Genomic DNA, 16,933 nt, shown 5'->3' with positions numbered 1-16,933 from the left:
TGGGACGTGCATCCGATCACGGCTGCGCCCGCCCGGGCGCCGCCCGTCCCGCCGTTCGCCGGGCGAGCAATCCCGTTCCCGCGCCGCGGGACGGGGACTAGCCTGGTGAGGTTCCCCGTTTCCGCTCGCCCGCCCTCGTGAGGATTCCGACACCATGAGCCTGACCGGTCTGCGCACCGCGCTGTCCCAGGAGCCCACCTTCGCCAACGTGCTGCGCCAGGCCTCCGTGCCCGCCGCGCAGCGCTCCGCGGAGACGGTCATCGGCGCCGCCGAGGGGCTGCGCGCCCCGCTGGTCGCGCAGATCTCGGACGGCCTGGCCGCCGCGGACGCCGCCAGCGGGCGCGCGGACGGACACGCGCCCGTCGTGCTGGCCGTGACCGCCACGGACCGGGAGGCCGAGGACCTGGAAGCGGTCCTGGGCTCCTACCTGCCGGAGGAGGCCGTGACCCGCTTCCCTGCGTGGGAGACCCTGCCGCACGAGCGGCTCTCCCCGCGCTCGGACACCGTGGGCCAGCGCCTGGCCGTGCTGCGCCGGCTGGCCGAGGAGCGGGATGGCACGCGGGTGGTCATCGCCCCCATCCGCTCCGTGCTCCAGCCGATCGCCGCCTCCCTGGACGCGATGCGCCCGGTGCGCCTGGCCGGGGGGGAGGAGCGGGACTTCGAGCAGACCGTGCAGGCCCTGTCCGATGCCGCCTACTCCCGGGTGGATCTGGTGACCCGCCGCGGGGAGTTCGCGGTGCGCGGGGGCATCCTGGACGTGTTCTCCCCGGTGGAGGACCACCCGGTGCGCATCGAGTTCTTCGGGGATGAGGTCGAGCAGATGCGGTGGTTCGCCGTTGCGGATCAGCGCACCTTCACCCCCCAGCACGGGCGGGACCCGCAGGAGCTGATCGCCCCGCCGTGCCGGGAGATCCTCATCACCCCGGCCGTGATGTCCCGGGCCGCGAAGCTGAAGGACTCCCTGCCGGGCGCGGAGTCCATGCTCGAGCGGATCGCCGGCGGCATCTACGTGGAGGGCATGGAGTCCCTCGCGCCGCTGCTGGTGGACGCCATGACCACCCTCGTCGCCTCCCTGCCGGCCGGCTCCCTGGCGGTGCTGTGCGAGCCGGAGCGGATCCGCACCCGCGCGGCTGACCTGGTGGCCACCAACCAGGAGTTCCTGCTGGCCGCCTGGGAGCAGGCCTCCGACGGGCAGGCCGCGCCCATCGACCTGCAGGAGACGGGTCTTGCCGCCGGGTCCTTCATGGACGTCGCCGAGGCCCGGGCCCAGGCCCTGGAGACGGGGATCGGCTGGTGGGCCATCACGAGCCTGGGCGTGGACGATGCCATCGAGGACGACGCCGACACCCTCACCATCGCGGTGCGCGCGCCCCTGACCTTCGCCGGGGACGTGCAGGCCCTGCTCGAGGTCGTCGCCCAGCACGTGCGCGAGCAGTGGCAGGTGGTCGCGGTGACCGAGGGCCCCGGACCGCTGAAGCGCCTGGCCGAGCTGTTCCGCGACGCCGATCTGCCGGCCGCGATCCACGAGGACCTCACCGAACCTCCGGCTCCCGGGGTCATCGCCCTGACCACCGCCGCCCACGGCACCGGCTTCGTGCTCGAGGAGGCGAAGATCGCCTTCCTCACCGAGGCGGACGTGCTCGGGCGGGCCAGCCCGTACACCACCAGGGACATGCGCAAGCTGCCGGCCAAGCGCCGTCGCAACGCCGTGGACCCGCTGGCCCTGAAGGCCGGGGACTACGTGGTGCACGAGCAGCACGGCATCGGCCGCTTCGTCGAGCTGATCCAGCGGCCCATCGCCGGGGCCATGGTCAAGCCCGGTCAGCCCAAGCCGATGAAGGAGTACCTGGTCCTGGAGTACGCCGCGGCCAAGCGCGGGGCCCCGAAGGACCGATTGTTCGTGCCCACGGACCAGCTGGACCAGGTCACCAACTACGTCGGCGGGGACGCCCCGACCCTGTCCAAGATGGGCGGCTCGGACTGGGCCAAGACCAAGTCCCGGGCGCGCAGGGCCGTCAAGGAGATCGCCGCGGACCTGATCCGCCTGTACTCCGCGCGCATGGCCTCCCGCGGGCATGCCTTCGCCCCGGACACCCCCTGGCAGCGGGAGCTGGAGGACGCCTTCCCCTACATCGAGACCCCGGATCAGCTGACCACGATCAACGAGGTCAAGGCGGACATGGAGAAGGAGACGCCGATGGACCGGCTGATCTCCGGGGACGTGGGCTACGGCAAGACCGAGGTGGCGGTGCGCGCCGCCTTCAAAGCCGTGCAGGACGGGAAGCAGGTGGCCATCCTGGTGCCCACCACGCTGCTGGCCCAGCAGCACACCGAGACCTTCACCGAGCGCTTCTCCGGTTTCCCAGTGCGGGTGGTGACCCTCTCCCGGTTCCAGACGCCCAAGGAGTCCCAGGCCGTGGAGGCCGGCATCGCCGACGGCTCCGTGGACGTCGTCATCGGCACCCATCGGCTGCTCTCCCAAGCCGTGAGGTTCAAGGATCTGGGGCTGGTGATCATCGACGAGGAGCAGCGCTTCGGCGTCGAGCACAAGGAGAAGCTGAAGACCCTGCGCACCAACGTGGATGTGCTGGCGATGTCCGCGACCCCCATCCCGCGCACCCTGGAGATGTCCCTGACCGGGATCCGGGAGACCTCCACCCTGGCGACCCCGCCGGAGGAGCGCCACCCGGTGCTCACCTTCGTCGGGCCCAGCACGGACCAGCAGGTGGCCGCCGCGATCCGCCGGGAGCTGATGCGCGAGGGCCAGGTGTTCTTCGTGCACAACCGGGTCTCCTCGATCGACCGCACCGCCGCGGACCTGCAGCGGCTGGTCCCGGAGGCGCGCATCGCCGTCGCCCACGGGCAGATGAGCGAGGCGCGGCTGGAGCAGATCATCGTGGACTTCTGGGAGAAGCGCTTCGACGTCCTGGTGTGCACCACCATCGTGGAGACCGGCCTGGACATCTCCAACGCCAACACGCTGATCGTGGACCGGGCGGACCACTACGGGCTCTCCCAGCTGCACCAGCTGCGCGGTCGCGTGGGACGCGGCCGGGAGCGGGCCTACGCCTACTTCCTCTACCCGCCGGAGAAGCCGCTGGGGGAGGTGGCCCTGGAGCGGCTGAAGGCCGTGGCCGCCCACAACGAGCTGGGCGCCGGGATGCAGCTGGCGATGAAGGACCTGGAGATCCGCGGCGCCGGGAACCTGCTCGGCGGGGAGCAGTCCGGGCACATCGCCGGCGTCGGCTTCGACCTCTACCTGCGCCTGGTGGGGGAGGCCGTGGCCGACTTCCGCGGGGAGAAGGAGGAGGCGGCCCCGGCGGAGATGAAGATCGAGCTGCCGGTGGACGCGCACCTGCCCCACGACTACGTGCCGGGGGAGCGGCTGCGCCTGGAGGCCTACCGCAACCTCGCCGCGGCGGCGACCGACGAGGCCGTGGACGAGGTGGCCGCGGAGCTGGCCGACCGCTACGGCGAGCTGCCGGAGCCGGCCAGGAACCTGCTGGCCATCGCCCGGCTGCGCATCCGCGCCCGGGCCGCGGGTCTGAGCGAGATCATGACCATGGGCGCCAAGATCCGCTTCCACCCGGTGGACCTGCCGGACTCCCGGCGGATGCGCCTGGAGAGGATGTATCCGGGGGCGCTCGTGAAGCCTGTGCCGGGCACCGAGACCCGGCAGATCCTGGTGCCCAAGCCCAAGACGGCGCCGGTGGGCGGGAAGGATCTGGTGGACGGGCAGATCCTGGCCTGGGTCCGGGAGTTCATCGACGCGATCCTCGCCTGAGCGCCCGGCGCGAGCTCGCCGCCCGCGCGTCCCGCCCGGACGGCGAGCTCGTCCGCCGCACCTCCGGGTGCGCGAGGGCCCCCTGACCGGATCCGGTCAGGGGGCCCTCGCGGCGGGTGCCGTGCGCGGGTGGCGCGCACGGTGGGAGGATCAGGCGGGGTCGTGCATGGTGCGTCGCCCGCTCACGGAGTGCTTGCGGGTGCCGCCGCTGAGCAGCCACAGGGGGATCAGGAAGGTCACCACGTAGGCCGCGATCGCCAGGGCGAAGACGGGCCCGGCCTTGGGATCCGAGATCCAGTAGGAGAACAGCACCAGGGAGCCGCACAGCAGGGCGAAGCACAGGATGAAGGTCAGGATGTTGGAGGCCAGGTGGCCCTGCCCGGAGTGGGTGCGGACCCGGGTGGCGCCGTCGCGGCGCTGCCCCGTCTGCGCGGTGCGTCCGGTCTCGGCATGGGTGGTGCTGGACATGGTGCCTTCCGTCCTTCTCGTGATGATGGGTCCCAGCGCGGGCATCGGATGCCGATGCGCGCCAGACCGAGGTGATGCGTCTGACCCCAGTATAGGGAGGCCCCGGGGCGGGGCGCAGGTCAGGACGCGGAGACCAGGGCCGGGCCCTTGGAGGCCCCGATGCGGTTCGCGCCCGCGCCGATCATGGCCAGGGCGTCCACGCGGGAGCGGATCCCGCCGGAGGCCTTGACCCCGATGTCCGGGCCGACCACCGCGCGCATCAGGCGCACGTCCTCGACGGTGGCCCCGCCGGTGGAGAAGCCCGTGGAGGTCTTCACGAACTCCGCGCCGGCGGCCACCGCGGCCCGGCAGGCCAGGGTCTTCTGCTCGTCGGTGAGCAGGCAGGCCTCGATGATGACCTTGAGGATCGCCCCGCCCTCGGCCACGGCCTCGTGCACGGCCCGGATCTGCTCCGTCAGCGCGGTCTCGTCCCCGGCGATCGCCGTCGCGATGTCGATGACCATGTCGATCTCCTGGGCCCCCTCAGCGACGGCCTCGCGGGCCTCGAAGACCTTGGAGGCCGTGGTGCTGGCGCCCAGGGGGAAGCCGACGACGGCGCAGGTGCGGGGGGCGGCGTCGGCCAGCTGCGCCGCGACCAGCGGCACCCACACGGGGTTCACGCACACGGCCGCGAAGCCGTACTCAATGGCCTCCGCGCAGATGCGGCGCACCTGCTCGGCGGAGGCGTCCGGGGCGAGCAGGGTGTGGTCGATGATGGCGGCGAGTTCGGTGTCCATGGGGTCCTCGGTCTCTGGGCGGTGGGTGATGCTCACGGTCTTGTGTTGCAGATCATATCCCGAGGGCCGCGGCGACATCCGCACGCACCGCCGCCAGACGCTCCGCGGCCCGGGCGCGGGCGGCCGGGAGGTCCCCGGAGACCGGCTCCACGGTCTCCAGGTAGCACTTGAGCTTGGGCTCGGTCCCGGAGGGCCGCACGATCACCCGCGAGCCGTCTTCGCTGAGCAGCCGCAGCGCGTCCGTGGGCGGCAGGCCGGCCAGCCCGTCCCGCAGGTCCTCCACGGCCACCACGGGGGAGCCGGCCAGCTGCCGCGGGGTCTGCGCTCGCAGTCGCAGCATCATCTCCCGGATCAGCTCCAGGCGCTGCACCCGCACCGAGAGCTGATCCGCGGCGTGCACCCCGTGCTCGGTGTGCAGCCGGTCCAGCACGTCCAGCAGGGTCCGACCCTGCCCCTTGAGCCGATCGGCGCAGTCGGCCAGCAGCAGGGCCGCGGAGATGCCGTCCTTGTCCCGGGCCAGCTGCGGGGCCACGCAGTAGCCCAGCGCCTCCTCGTAGCCGTACACCAGCCCGGGCACCCGGGAGATCCACTTGAAGCCGGTCAGCGTCTGCACGTGGCGCACCCCGCGCACCGCGGCCATCGCCCCGAGCAGCCGGGAGGAGACGATCGAGGAGGCGAAGGCCGCGGACTGGGCCTGACCCGCCGGGATCCGCTCGAGCATGACCTGCCCGAGGATCGCCCCGATCTCATCCCCGCGCAGGATCCGCCAGTCCGGCGCGACGGGGCTGATGCGCCCCACCCCCTGCGCCCGGTCGGCCGGGACGGGGATCGCGAAAGCGGCCCGATCCGCGTCGGGGTCGTTGGCGATCACCAGGTCCGCCCCGCGGGTCTCAGCCAGCCGCAGGGCCAGATCCATCGCCCCGGGCTCCTCCGGGTTGGGGAAGGCGACGGTGGGGAAGGCCGGGTCCGGCAGGGCCTGCTCCGGGACCACGCTCAGCTGGTCGAAGCCGCAGCGGGACAGGGCCATCGAGGCCACCTCCCCGCCGACCCCGTGCATCGGGGTCAGCACCACGGACAGGTCCCGGCGGGAGGGGGCGAAGCCCGGCAGCAGATCGCAGACCTGGTGCTCGTAGTCGCGCGCGATCCGCTCGGGCAGCACCGTCCAGCCCTCGTCGGCCCGGGGGATCCGATCGGCATCGGGGGCCGCCTCGATGCACCGGGCGATCTCGGCGTCATACGGCGGGACGATCTGGGCTCCGTCCCCGGCGGCGTCCACGGCGTGCCCGCCGAGGTAGACCTTGTACCCGTTGTCCTGGGCCGGGTTGTGGGAGGCGGTGACCATGACCCCGACGTCGGCCTTCAGCAGCCGCAGCGCCCAGGCCAGCACCGGGGTGGGCAGGGGCAGCGGCAGCAGGTACGCGTCGATCTCCGCGGCCGTGAAGATCGCGGCGGTGTCCCGGGCGAAGACCTGGGACTTGCGGCGCGCGTCGTAGCCGATGACCGCGCGCGGCGCACCCCAGCTCTCCTCTTCGGCCCGCCCGGTCAGGTACGCGGCCAGCCCGTGGGCGGCCTTCGCGACGACGACGCGGTTCATCCGCATCGGGCCGGCGCCCAGGGCCGCGCGCAGGCCCGCGGTGCCGAAGCCCAGGGTTCCGGAGAAGCGCTCGGTCAGCTCCCGGGCGGCTGCGGGATCGTCCTCGGCACGGGAGAGCAGGTCCAGCAGCTCCCGCTGGGTCTCCGGGTCCGGATCGGACTCCACCCAGCGTTCGACCTGCTCGGTCAGGGCGGCGAGATCGGACATGGCGGTGCTCTCCTCGATGGTGGCGGTGTGCGGGTGGCTCGTGCGGAGCCCGAATCAGGAGCTCAGGCCCGCCACGATCTGCGCGAGCAGGCGCGAGATGCGGGGGCCGGCGGCCCGGCCTTCGGCCAGGACCTCCTCGTGGGACAGGGGCGAGGCGGAGATCCCCGCGGCCAGGTTGGTGACCAGGGAGATCCCGAAGACCTCCATGCCGGCGGCGCGCGCGGCGATCGCCTCCAGGGCCGTGGACATCCCCACCAGATCCGCCCCCAGGGTGCGGGCCATGCGGATCTCCGCGGGGGTCTCGTAGTGGGGGCCCGGCAGCTGCAGGTAGACCCCCTCGGTCAGGGATGGGTCCGCCTCCCGGGCGATCTCCCGGATCCTCGGGGAGTACAGGTCGGTGAGATCCACGAAGTGGGCGCCGGCCAGCGGGGAGGCCGCGGTGAGGTTGAGGTGGTCGCGGATCAGCACGGGCTGGCCCGGGGCGTAGTCCGGCTGCAGGCCGCCGCACCCGTTGGTCAGGATCATGGTCCGGGCGCCCGCGGCGGCCGCGGTGCGCACCCCGTGCACGACGGCGTGCACGCCCCGGCCCTCGTAAAAGTGGGTGCGCGCGCCGATCACCAGGGCGCGGCGCCCGTCCTCGGTGCGGATCGAGCGCAGGGTGCCGCTGTGCCCGGCGACCCCGGAGGCGTGGAAGCCGGGGATCTGCTCCGCGGGGATCTCGTGGGTGGTCTCCCCGATCAGCTCGGCGGCCTCACCCCACCCGGAGCCCAGGGTCAGGGCCACATCGTGGCGGGGCACCCCCGTGATCTCGGCCAGGCGGGCCGCGGCCTCGCGGGCGGCGCGGTTCGGCGGGAAATCGGGGTGCGAGGAGGGCAGCTGCGCGGCGTCGTCGTTCACCCCACCACGGTATCAGCAGGGCCCCACGTGCGCCCCGCATCCACCGGGGGCATGTGCGGTGCGCGGAGGTTTGGTGACAGGGCGTGGATGCGCGAGGATGAGGCGTGTGAGCCAGAACGAATCCTTCGCACCCCAGCGCCTGCTCGTGATCGGCGGCGGGCCCGGCGGCTATGAGGCCGCCCTCGTCGCGGCGACCCTCGGGGCGGACGTCACCCTCATCGAGCGCCAGGGCCTGGGCGGCTCGGCCGTGCTGACCGACGTCGTGCCCTCCAAGACGCTGATCGCCTCCGCGGACACCATGAACCGCTTCTCCGAGGCTCCGGCCCTGGGCATCCGCACCCGCAAGGGCGATGAGCTCGTGGAGCTGGACGTGAACATGGACAAGGTCAACCGCCGCCTGCTGCGCCTGGCCGCCGAGCAGTCCAAGGACATCCGCCGCTCCCTGGAGAAGGCCGGGGTCAAGGTCGTGGACGGCACGGGGAAGCTGCTGTCCCCGACCACGGTGCAGGTGACCGACGCGGACGGGCTGACCTACGAGCTGGAGGCCGAGGCCGTGCTGCTGGCCGTGGGCGCCCACCCCCGGGAGATTCCCACCGCCGCCCCGGACGGGGAGCGGATCCTGAACTGGACTCAGCTGTACCGGCTGGAGACCATCCCCGAGCACCTCGTGGTGGTCGGCTCCGGGGTCACCGGCGCCGAGTTCGCTTCCGCCTACCGGGGCCTGGGCTCGCGGGTCACCCTGGTCTCCTCCCGGGACCGGGTGCTGCCGGGGGAGGATGAGGACGCCGCCCAGGTACTGGAGGACGTCTTCGAGCGCCGCGGGCTGCAGGTCATGCCCCGCTCGCGCGCGGAAGCCGTGGAGCGCACCGAGGACGGGGTGGTGGTGACCCTGAACGACGGCCGCAAGGTCGCCGGGTCCCACTGCCTCATGGCCGTGGGCTCGATCCCCAACACCGCGGACCTGGGTCTGGAGGCCGCCGGGGTGCGCACCACCGAGTCCGGGCACATCGCCGTGGACGGCGTCTCGCGCACCACCGCGCCGAACGTCTACGCCGCCGGGGACTGCACGGGCGTGCTCCCGCTGGCCTCGGTGGCCGCGATGCAGGGGCGCATCGCGATCGCGCACCTGATGGGCGACTCCGTCTCCCCGCTGAAGTCCCATCGGGTGGCCTCCAACATCTTCACCTCCCCGGAGATCGCCACCGTGGGGGTCACCGAGGCGGAGATCCGCGCGGGCAAGTACCAGGCGGATGTGGTGATGCTGAAGCTGGGCACCAACCCCCGCGCCAAGATGATGGCCGTGGAGGACGGGTTCGTGAAGATCTTCGCCCGCAAGTACTCGGGCACCGTGATCGGCGGGGTCGTGGTGGGTCCGCGCGCCTCGGAGCTGATCTTCGCCGTCTCCCTGGCCGTGCACAACAAGATCCACGTGGACTCCTTCGCGGACACCTTCACCGTGTACCCGTCCCTGTCCGGGTCCCTCTCGGAGGCGGCCCGCCGCCTGCACGTGATGCCCGGCTGAGCCGGGGGATCTGCGCACACACGGGACGGGCGGGGCACCCGAAGGAGGTGCCCCGCCCGTCCCGTGCGCCGTCGGGGGCGGCTTCAGAGTCGAGGTCGACTCAGACCAGGCCGGCCGGCTCCTCGGCCAGCTCGGGCCGCTCCCGGCGGGCGGCGGGGGCCGCGCCCACGCTGTCCAGGTCCAGATCCCGGGTCTCGTGGGAGAGCAGCAGCGCCGCGATGGTCACGACGGCGGCTGCGGACAGGTACCAGCCGACCGCGGCGACCCCGCCGTGGGCGTTCAGCCACACCGCCACGTACGGGGTGATCGCAGCTCCCAGGATCGAGGCGACGTTGTAGGAGATCCCGGAGCCGGTGTAGCGGACGTTGGTGGGGAACAGCTCCGGCAGGTACGCGGACATGGACCCGAAGGACAGGCCCATCAGCACCATGCCCACGGACAGGAACAGGATGATCCCGCCGATGTTCGCGGCCTCGCCGGTGCCGATGCGCTCGGGTGCCATGAACAGCCCGAAGCTCAGCCCGAACACCGCCATCAGCACGTTGGTGATCAGCTGCTGCCGACGCCGCCCCATGCGGTCGGCCAGCCACCCGGAGATCGGGACGAACACCGCGAAGAACACGATCGCGGCCAGCTGGATCTTCAGGAACGTGTGGTAGCCGATCCCCAGCCCGCCCTGCGCCGGCTTGCCGATGCCGAAGGACAGGATCCAGGCGGTCATCAGGTAGAACAGCACGTAGCAGGACAGCATGATGAAGGTGCCCAGGATCATCGGGCGCCAGGCCACCCGGAACACCTCGGCCACCGGAGCCTTGACCTTCTCCCCGCGCTGGGCCGCCCGGCGGAACACCGGCGTCTCCTCCAGGCGCACCCGCACGTACAGGCCCACCAGGACCATGACGACGGAGAACAGGAAGGGCACCCGCCAGCCCCACACCATGAACGGGTGGCTCAGGTCCGCCCCGTCCCGGGCGGAGTTGAAGCCGAACCAGGTGGTCAAGCCCAGCACGAAGCCGTTGGCGAGGATGAAGCCGAACGGGGCGCCCAGCTGCGGCCACATCGCGGCCCGGGCCCGCTTGCCCGGCTCCGCGTACTCGCTGGCCAGCAGCGCCGCCCCGGACCACTCCCCGCCCAGGCCCAGGCCCTGGGCGAAGCGCAGGATGGTCAGCATCGCCGGGGCCCAGAAGGCGATCTGGTGGTAGGTGGGCAGCAGGCCGATGAGGAAGGTGGCCAGCCCCATGGTCAGCAGGGCCCCCACCAGGGTGGCCTTGCGTCCGATCCGGTCGCCGAAGTGCCCGAAGACCACCGAGCCGATGGGCCGGCCGAAGAAGGCCGCGGCGAAGGTCGCCATCGAGGCCAGCAGGCGGGTGGTGTCGTCGGCCCCGGTGAAGAACAGGGCGGGGAACACGGCCACGGCGGCGGTGGCGTAGACGTAGAAGTCGTAGAACTCGATCGTGGTGCCCACGAGCGAGGCGGTGATGATGCGGTGCTTGGGCACGCGCGCGACGGGATCGGTCTCGGCGGGGGAGGAGCCCGGGGACTCCTCGGCGACCAGGGTGGAGGACATGGCCTCTCCTTGCGGATCAACAGGTGCGATCGGGCCCCGTCGCCCACCGGGTGCGGCGGGTGACGGGGCCCATGGGAACGGGGTGTCATCAGCGTAGAGCGGTGCTCACAGGCTGGACAACGCGTTCCGCATCCTGAGACTGGATCCCGGCGGAGGGGCTACTTGATGGTCGCGATAACCCCGCCGGCGGAGACTGTGTCCCCCTGCTTGGCCTTCAGCCCGGTGATCTTCCCGGACTTGTGCGCGGTCAGCGGCTGCTCCATCTTCATGGCCTCCAGGACCACCACCAGATCGCCCTCGCTGACCTTCGCACCGTCCTTGACGGCGACCTTCACGATCGTGCCCTGCATGGGCGAGGTCAGGTCATCCCCGCTGGCCGCGGCGGCCGCGGACTGCCGGCTGCGGCGGGAGGAGCGGGATTTGGCCGGCTTGGCCGCCGGGGCGCCGGCCCCGGCCAGGTGCGGCACCAGGACCTCCAGGCGCTTGCCGCCGACCTCCACGACCACCCGCTCGCGCTCGTCCTGCTCCTCATCCACGGAACCGGGCACCCCTCCGTAGGGGGCGATGGCGTTGTGGAACTCGGTCTCGATCCAGCGGGTGTGCACGGAGAACGGCTCGCCGTCGGCGGGGGCGAAGGCCGGGTCGGAGACCACCACCTCGTGGAAGGTCGCGGCCGTGGGCATCCCCTCGATGGTCAGCTCCGCCAGGGCCCGGCGGGAGCGCTCCAGGGCCTGCTCGCGGGTGGCCCCGGTGACGATGAGCTTGGCGAGCATGGAATCGAAGTTCCCGCCGATCACATCCCCCTGGACCACGCCGGAATCCCAGCGCACCCCGGGACCGGAGGGCACGGTGAGCACCTCCACGGTGCCGGGGGCCGGCATGAAGTTGCGTCCCGGGTCCTCCCCGTTGATGCGGAACTCGAACGAGTGTCCGCGCAGCACCGGGTCCCCGTAGCCCAGCTCCTCTCCGCGGGCCACCCGGAACTGCTCGCGGACCAGGTCCAGCCCGGAGACCTCCTCGGAGACCGGGTGCTCCACCTGCAGACGGGTGTTGACCTCCAGGAAGGAGATGACCCCGTCCTGCCCGACGAGGAACTCGCAGGTCCCGGCCCCCTGGTACTGGGCCTCGGCGAGGATCGCCTTGGAGGAGGCGTACAGGCTGCTCAGCTGCTCCTCGGACAGCCACGGGGCCGGAGCCTCCTCCACGAGCTTCTGGTTGCGCCGCTGCAGGGAGCAGTCCCGGGTGGAGACGACGACGACGTTGCCGTGGGCATCGGCCAGGCACTGGGTCTCCACGTGGCGGGGGGAGTCGAGGAAGCGCTCGATGAAGCACTCCCCGCGCCCGAAGGCCGCCGTGGCCTCGCGCACCGCGGAGTCGTAGAGCTCCGGGATCTCCTCCCGGGTGCGGGCGACCTTGATCCCGCGGCCCCCGCCGCCGAAGGCGGCCTTGATGGCGATGGGCAGCCCGTGCTCGTCGGCGAAGTCCAGGACCTCCTGGGCCCCGGAGACCGGGTCCTTGGTGCCGGGCACCAGCGGGGCGCCGACCTTCTCGGCGATGTGCCGGGCGGCCACCTTGTCCCCGAGCTCGGTGATGGCCTCCGGGGAGGGGCCGATCCAGGTCAGTCCGGCCTGCTGCACCGCGCGGGCGAAGTCGGCGTTCTCGGAGAGGAACCCGTAGCCGGGGTGCACGGCGTCGGCGCCCGAGCGGCGGGCGGCGTCGATGATCTTGTCGATGACGAGGTAGGAGTCCGCGGCGGTGGACCCGCCCAGGGAGAAGGCCTCATCCGCGAGCTTGACGTGCAGGGCGTCCCGGTCCGGCTCGGCGTAGACCGCGACGGTGGGCAGTCCCTCGTCCCGGGCCGCGCGGATCACGCGCACCGCGATCTCACCGCGGTTGGCGACGAGCACCTTGGTCACGGGACCGCTGGCGTAGCGGGTTGCGGGGGTCGCCTGCGGCGCGGACACGGTATCGGTCACGGGGAAACTCCTTATCATCCTCAGCGCGAGCTTAGTCTCTGGACTCAGCATTTGCCTAAGCGCCGGGGCCTCGCGCGGGCCGTGCTCCGCATTCGGCGGGCCGGCTCAGGCAGTCTGCTCGGGGGCGCGCCACAGCCGCTGGATGCCCACGCCGAGACGGCCCAGCAGCTCGCGCAGCCCGTGCACGCTGAGTCCCTGCACCGCGTGCGGGTCCCCCTCGACCCCGGTGATGAACGCGGCGCCGTACCCCTCCAGGGTGAAGGACCCGGCGACCCACAGCGGCTCGCCGGTGGCGGCGTAGGCGTCGATCTCCTCCGGGGTCATCGCGGCGAAGGACACGCGCGCGCTGACGCACAGCCCCGTGCCCTCGGCCGGGGCAGCGAGGTCGCGCCGGTCCACGAGCCAGTGGCCGGTGTGCAGGATGCCGGTGCGCCCGGACATGGCCCGCAGGCGCTCGCGTACCGCCTGCCCGGTGCCCGGCTTGCCGTAGGCTCGCCCGTCCAGTTCGAACACGGAATCGCAGCCGAGCACCAGGTGCCCGGCGGCCTCCGGCAGCCCGGCCACGGCCTGCGCTTTGGTGCGGGCCAGGATCTCGGCGGTCTCGGCGGGGGAGGGCTCCCGGCCGAGGGCCCGACGCCGTTCCTCCACGGCTGCCGGCTCATCCACCCCGGAGACCAGGACGGAGAACTCCAGCCCGGCCTGGCGCAGGATCTGCGCGCGGGAGGGGGACTGGGAGCCCAGGATCAGCAGGGGCCGATCGGGATCGACGGAGCCGGAGGGGTCGGCGGGCGCGGACGTGCGGGAGGAGGTGCTCACCCGCCCCAGCCTAGCGGCCGAGGGCAAGCGGGCACCTCCTCGATGCGGCGTCCCGGGCGGGCGGGATCAGCCCAGGCGTGCGGGCTCGGCGTGGGGCCCGACGGCGTCGTCCTGCCCGGTCTGCTCGGCGTTCGCCCCGTGCTCCTGCGCCCACTGGGCGGCGGTGAGATCGGAGTCGAACCAGTCCGCCGAGCGCGGAGCGTTGTAGAGGTCCTCGTCCAGGATCCCCTCCCGGCGGGAGATGATCGCCGGAATCAGCGCCTGCCCGGTCACGTTCAGGGCGGTGCGGCCCATGTCGATGATCGGGTCGATGGCCAGCAGCAGCCCCACGCCGTCCAGGGGCAGGCCCAGGGTGGACAGGGTCAGGGTCAGCATGACCGTGGCTCCCGTGGTCCCGGCGGTGGCCGCCGAGCCCAGCACGGAGACCACCACGATCAGCAGGTAGTCCGTGATCCCCAGCGGCACGCCGTAGAACTGGGCGACGAAGATCGCCGCCAGCGCCGGGTAGACCGCCGCGCACCCGTCCATCTTGGTGGTGGCCCCGAAGGGCACGGCGAAGGAGGCGTAGGCCGGGGGCACGCCGAAGTTGCGCTCGGCCACCCGCTGGGTCACCGGCATCGTACCCATCGAGGAGCGGGAGACGAAGCCGATCTGCGCGGCCGGCCACACCCCGGTGAAGAACTGGCGGATGGACAGCCCGTTGAGCCGGGCCAGCAGCGGGTAGACCACGAAGCCCACGATCGCCAGGCCCACGTACAGCAGCAGCACGAACTTCGCCAGGGAGCCCATCGTGGCCCACCCGTAGGTGGACACCGCCGTGCCGATCAGCCCCAGGGTGCCCAGCGGGGCCAGGCGGATGATCCACCACAGGATCTTCTGCACGATCGCCAGGGCCGAGCGCATGAAGTTCAGGAACGGCTCGGCCGGCTTGCCGATCTTCAGCGCGGCGATCCCCACCGCCCCGGACATCACCAGGATCTGCAGGATGTTGAAGCTCACCGAGGTGTGCAGCCCGTCGGCCGTCTCCCGGGTGCTCGCGGACAGCCCGAGCACGTTGGCCGGGACGATGCTGGTGACGAAGGCCAGCCAGGACCCCTGGGTGCCGGTGTAGGAGTCCGGGGTGGACAGGCCCGTGCCGACCCCCGGGCGGAAGACGACGCCGAGCACGATGCCGATGATCACGGCGATCAGCGCGGTCCCGGCGAACCACAGGAGGGTCTTCACCGCCAGGCGCGCCGCGTTCGCCACGGCGGAGAGGTTGGCGATCGAGGTGATCACTGCGGTGACCACCAGCGGCACGACGGCGGCCTTGAGCAGGCTGACGTAGCTGGAGCCGATGGTGTCCAGGGTGGTCATCAGCCAGTTCGGGGAGGTCTCGGGATCCCCGCCGAGGGCGAGGGCGGCGAAGCCCAGCAGGACGCCGATGAGCAGGCCCAGGAGGATCTGGACCCCGAAGTTCGTCATCCAGGAGGGCAGGCGGCGGCGCGCTGCGGGCGCAGTGGAGCGTTCGGACATGCGCTCCAGGCTAGGAGCGGATGCTTTTCCGGTAAACCAAATGCGTCGTCGTATTACGCTTCCGGATCCTGCAGCGCCCGACGCAGCGTGTCCAGGCCCACCGAGCCGATCAGCAGGGCCCGGGTGTGGAACTCGCGCAGGGACTCCCCGCGCTGAAGGGCCTCATCGCGCAGCTGCTCCCAGATGCGCTGGCCGATCTTGTAGCTGGGGGCCTGGCCCGGCCAGCCGAGATACCGGTGGAACTCGAACTCCCGCTGCCCCTCGGAGATGTCCAGGTTCTGCGCCAGGAACTCGTGCCCGGCCTCGGCCGTCCACGTCCCCGAGTGCCCGATCCGCTCGGCCCAGGCCTGCGGGATCTCGAAGCCGCAGTGCACGCCGATGTCGAAGACCACCCGCGCCGCGCGCATCCGCTGCCCGTCCAGCATGCCCATCCGGTCCCCGGGATCCTCCAGGTATCCCAGCTGCTCCATCAGCCGCTCGGCGTACAGGGCCCAGCCCTCGCCGTGCCCGGAGACCCACACCCCGTGCGCCCGGTAGTCGTTGACCGAGGAGGCCAGGGCCGCTCCCGTGGCGAACTGCAGGTGGTGGCCCGGAACCCCCTCGTGGTAGACGGTGGAGGTCTCCGCCCAGGTGGTGAACTGCGTCTCCCCCTCGGGAACGGACCACCACATCCGGCCCGGCCGGGAGAAGTCCGCCGATGGCGGGGTGTAGTAGATCCCGCCGTCGTGGGTCGGGGCGATCATGCACTCGATGGTGCGCATGGGCCCCTCGATGGTGAAGTGCTCCCGGGCCAGGAACTCCACGGCTCGGTCCGAGACCCCCTGCATCCACTCCCGCAGGGCGTCCGTGCCCTCGAGCCGGCGATCCGGATCCGCATCCAGGGCCCGCTTGGCCTCCGCGATGCTCGCTCCGGGGCGGATCTGCTCGGCCACCTGCTCCTGCTCGGCGATGATCCGCTCCAGCTCTTCCACGCCCCAGCGGTAGGTCTCGGCCAGGTCCACCTCGGCACCGAGGAACTGCCGGGAGTGCAGCCGGTAGCGCTCGATGCCCACGGCGTCCTCCTCCGGAGCTTCCGGCAGCAGCACCTGTTCGAGGTGATCGGCCAGGCGACGGTACGCGCCGGCTGCCGCCCTCGCCGCGTCCTGCGCGGACCCGTCCAGCCCGGCGTCGGCGGCCACCGCCTGCTCGGCCAGCCCGTCGAAGAACCCGCCGGACTGCGCGTAGGCGCGGAACTGCTCCACCAGCAGACGCACCTGCCGTGCCGCGGCCACCCGGCCGGCCTCCCGGTGATGCTCCAGGGTCTCGATGAACCCGTCGATGGCCGCGGGCACGTTGGCCATCCGACCGACGATGTGCGACCAGTCCTGCGCGGTCTCCTGCGGCATCAGGTCGAAGATCTGGCGGATTCCGTGGGCCTCCGTGGCCAGCGGGTTCAGCTCCCACGCGCCCAGACCGGCCAGGTGGGCTTCGATCTGCAGGCCCAGGCGCTCGTTGAGCACGTCCAGGGTCACCCGGTCCACCGCGTCGCGCGGCTCCAGCGCGTTGACGGCCTCCAGGGTGCGCCGGGCCAGCTCGACGTCGGCTTCCTCCCCGGCGGGGGAGTAATCGGAGTACTCGGTCTCGTGCCCGGGCCGCCCCTCGATGGTCGCCGCATCCGGATGCAGGGCCAGGTATTCCTCGTAGTAGGCGTCCGCGGCCTCGTCGATGGCGGTGCGGTCTCGGTCCAGGCGCAGGGCCTCGGGCAGCTCGTCCGGCGTCACACCGGTCACAGTGTTCTCGGTCATGGCACCCACTGTAGCGCCGGGGTGCTC

General features: G+C 72.2%; 11 protein-coding genes. 2 read left to right on the top strand and 9 right to left on the bottom strand.

The window, feature by feature from the left end; all coding sequences use genetic code 11:
* The first annotated feature begins 154 nt into the window (after window positions 1-154).
* Window positions 155-3,784, top strand: a complete 3,630-nt coding sequence (gene mfd, locus KKR01S_RS02955) for a transcription-repair coupling factor (RefSeq protein WP_061225266.1) — start codon at window positions 155-157, stop codon at window positions 3,782-3,784.
* Between the two features lie 150 nt (window positions 3,785-3,934).
* Here the strand turns inward: mfd and KKR01S_RS02950 are convergent, their stop codons facing one another.
* From KKR01S_RS02950 to KKR01S_RS02935, 4 genes are all read right to left on the bottom strand, one after another.
* Window positions 3,935-4,252, bottom strand: a complete 318-nt coding sequence (locus tag KKR01S_RS02950) for a hypothetical protein (protein ID WP_061225265.1) — start codon at window positions 4,250-4,252, stop codon at window positions 3,935-3,937.
* A 119-nt stretch (window positions 4,253-4,371) separates the two neighbouring features.
* Window positions 4,372-5,028: a deoxyribose-phosphate aldolase gene (gene deoC, locus KKR01S_RS02945; RefSeq protein ID WP_061225264.1), complete on the bottom strand. Its 657-nt coding sequence runs from the start codon at window positions 5,026-5,028 to the stop codon at window positions 4,372-4,374.
* A gap of 52 nt (window positions 5,029-5,080) precedes the next feature.
* Window positions 5,081-6,829: a phospho-sugar mutase gene (locus tag KKR01S_RS02940; RefSeq protein WP_061225263.1), complete on the bottom strand. Its 1,749-nt coding sequence runs from the start codon at window positions 6,827-6,829 to the stop codon at window positions 5,081-5,083.
* A gap of 54 nt (window positions 6,830-6,883) precedes the next feature.
* Window positions 6,884-7,726, bottom strand: coding sequence for a purine-nucleoside phosphorylase (locus tag KKR01S_RS02935; protein WP_439709793.1), 843 nt, complete (start codon window positions 7,724-7,726; stop codon window positions 6,884-6,886).
* Window positions 7,727-7,823: 97 nt separating this feature from the next.
* Between KKR01S_RS02935 and KKR01S_RS02930 the strand changes: the two genes are divergently transcribed.
* Window positions 7,824-9,248, top strand: a complete 1,425-nt coding sequence (locus KKR01S_RS02930) for an NAD(P)H-quinone dehydrogenase (RefSeq protein ID WP_439709792.1) — start codon at window positions 7,824-7,826, stop codon at window positions 9,246-9,248.
* A gap of 100 nt (window positions 9,249-9,348) precedes the next feature.
* Here KKR01S_RS02930 and KKR01S_RS02925 read toward each other — a convergent pair whose 3' ends face one another.
* The 5 genes from KKR01S_RS02925 to KKR01S_RS02905 form a co-directional block, all read right to left on the bottom strand.
* Window positions 9,349-10,815 (bottom strand): MFS transporter, encoded by a 1,467-nt coding sequence (locus KKR01S_RS02925; RefSeq protein ID WP_081101509.1) that lies wholly within the window; start codon window positions 10,813-10,815, stop codon window positions 9,349-9,351.
* A gap of 158 nt (window positions 10,816-10,973) precedes the next feature.
* Entirely contained in the window at window positions 10,974-12,791 is a 1,818-nt protein-coding gene (locus tag KKR01S_RS02920) for an acetyl/propionyl/methylcrotonyl-CoA carboxylase subunit alpha (protein ID WP_058730375.1), read from the bottom strand.
* 105 nt (window positions 12,792-12,896) lie between these two features.
* Window positions 12,897-13,538, bottom strand: coding sequence for a Maf family protein (locus tag KKR01S_RS02915; RefSeq protein ID WP_061225292.1), 642 nt, complete (start codon window positions 13,536-13,538; stop codon window positions 12,897-12,899).
* A gap of 135 nt (window positions 13,539-13,673) precedes the next feature.
* Window positions 13,674-15,122, bottom strand: coding sequence for a dicarboxylate/amino acid:cation symporter (locus KKR01S_RS02910; protein ID WP_081101508.1), 1,449 nt, complete (start codon window positions 15,120-15,122; stop codon window positions 13,674-13,676).
* Window positions 15,123-15,175: 53 nt separating this feature from the next.
* Window positions 15,176-16,906 (bottom strand): DUF885 domain-containing protein, encoded by a 1,731-nt coding sequence (locus KKR01S_RS02905; protein WP_081101507.1) that lies wholly within the window; start codon window positions 16,904-16,906, stop codon window positions 15,176-15,178.
* Window positions 16,907-16,933 lie beyond the last annotated feature (27 nt).

Origin of the sequence: Rothia kristinae NBRC 15354 (assembly GCF_001570865.1) — a bacterium.
GTDB lineage: Bacteria > Actinomycetota > Actinomycetes > Actinomycetales > Micrococcaceae > Rothia > Rothia kristinae.
Note: the sequence above shows the minus strand (reverse complement) of the source record. Positions and strands in the feature narration are given on the sequence as shown.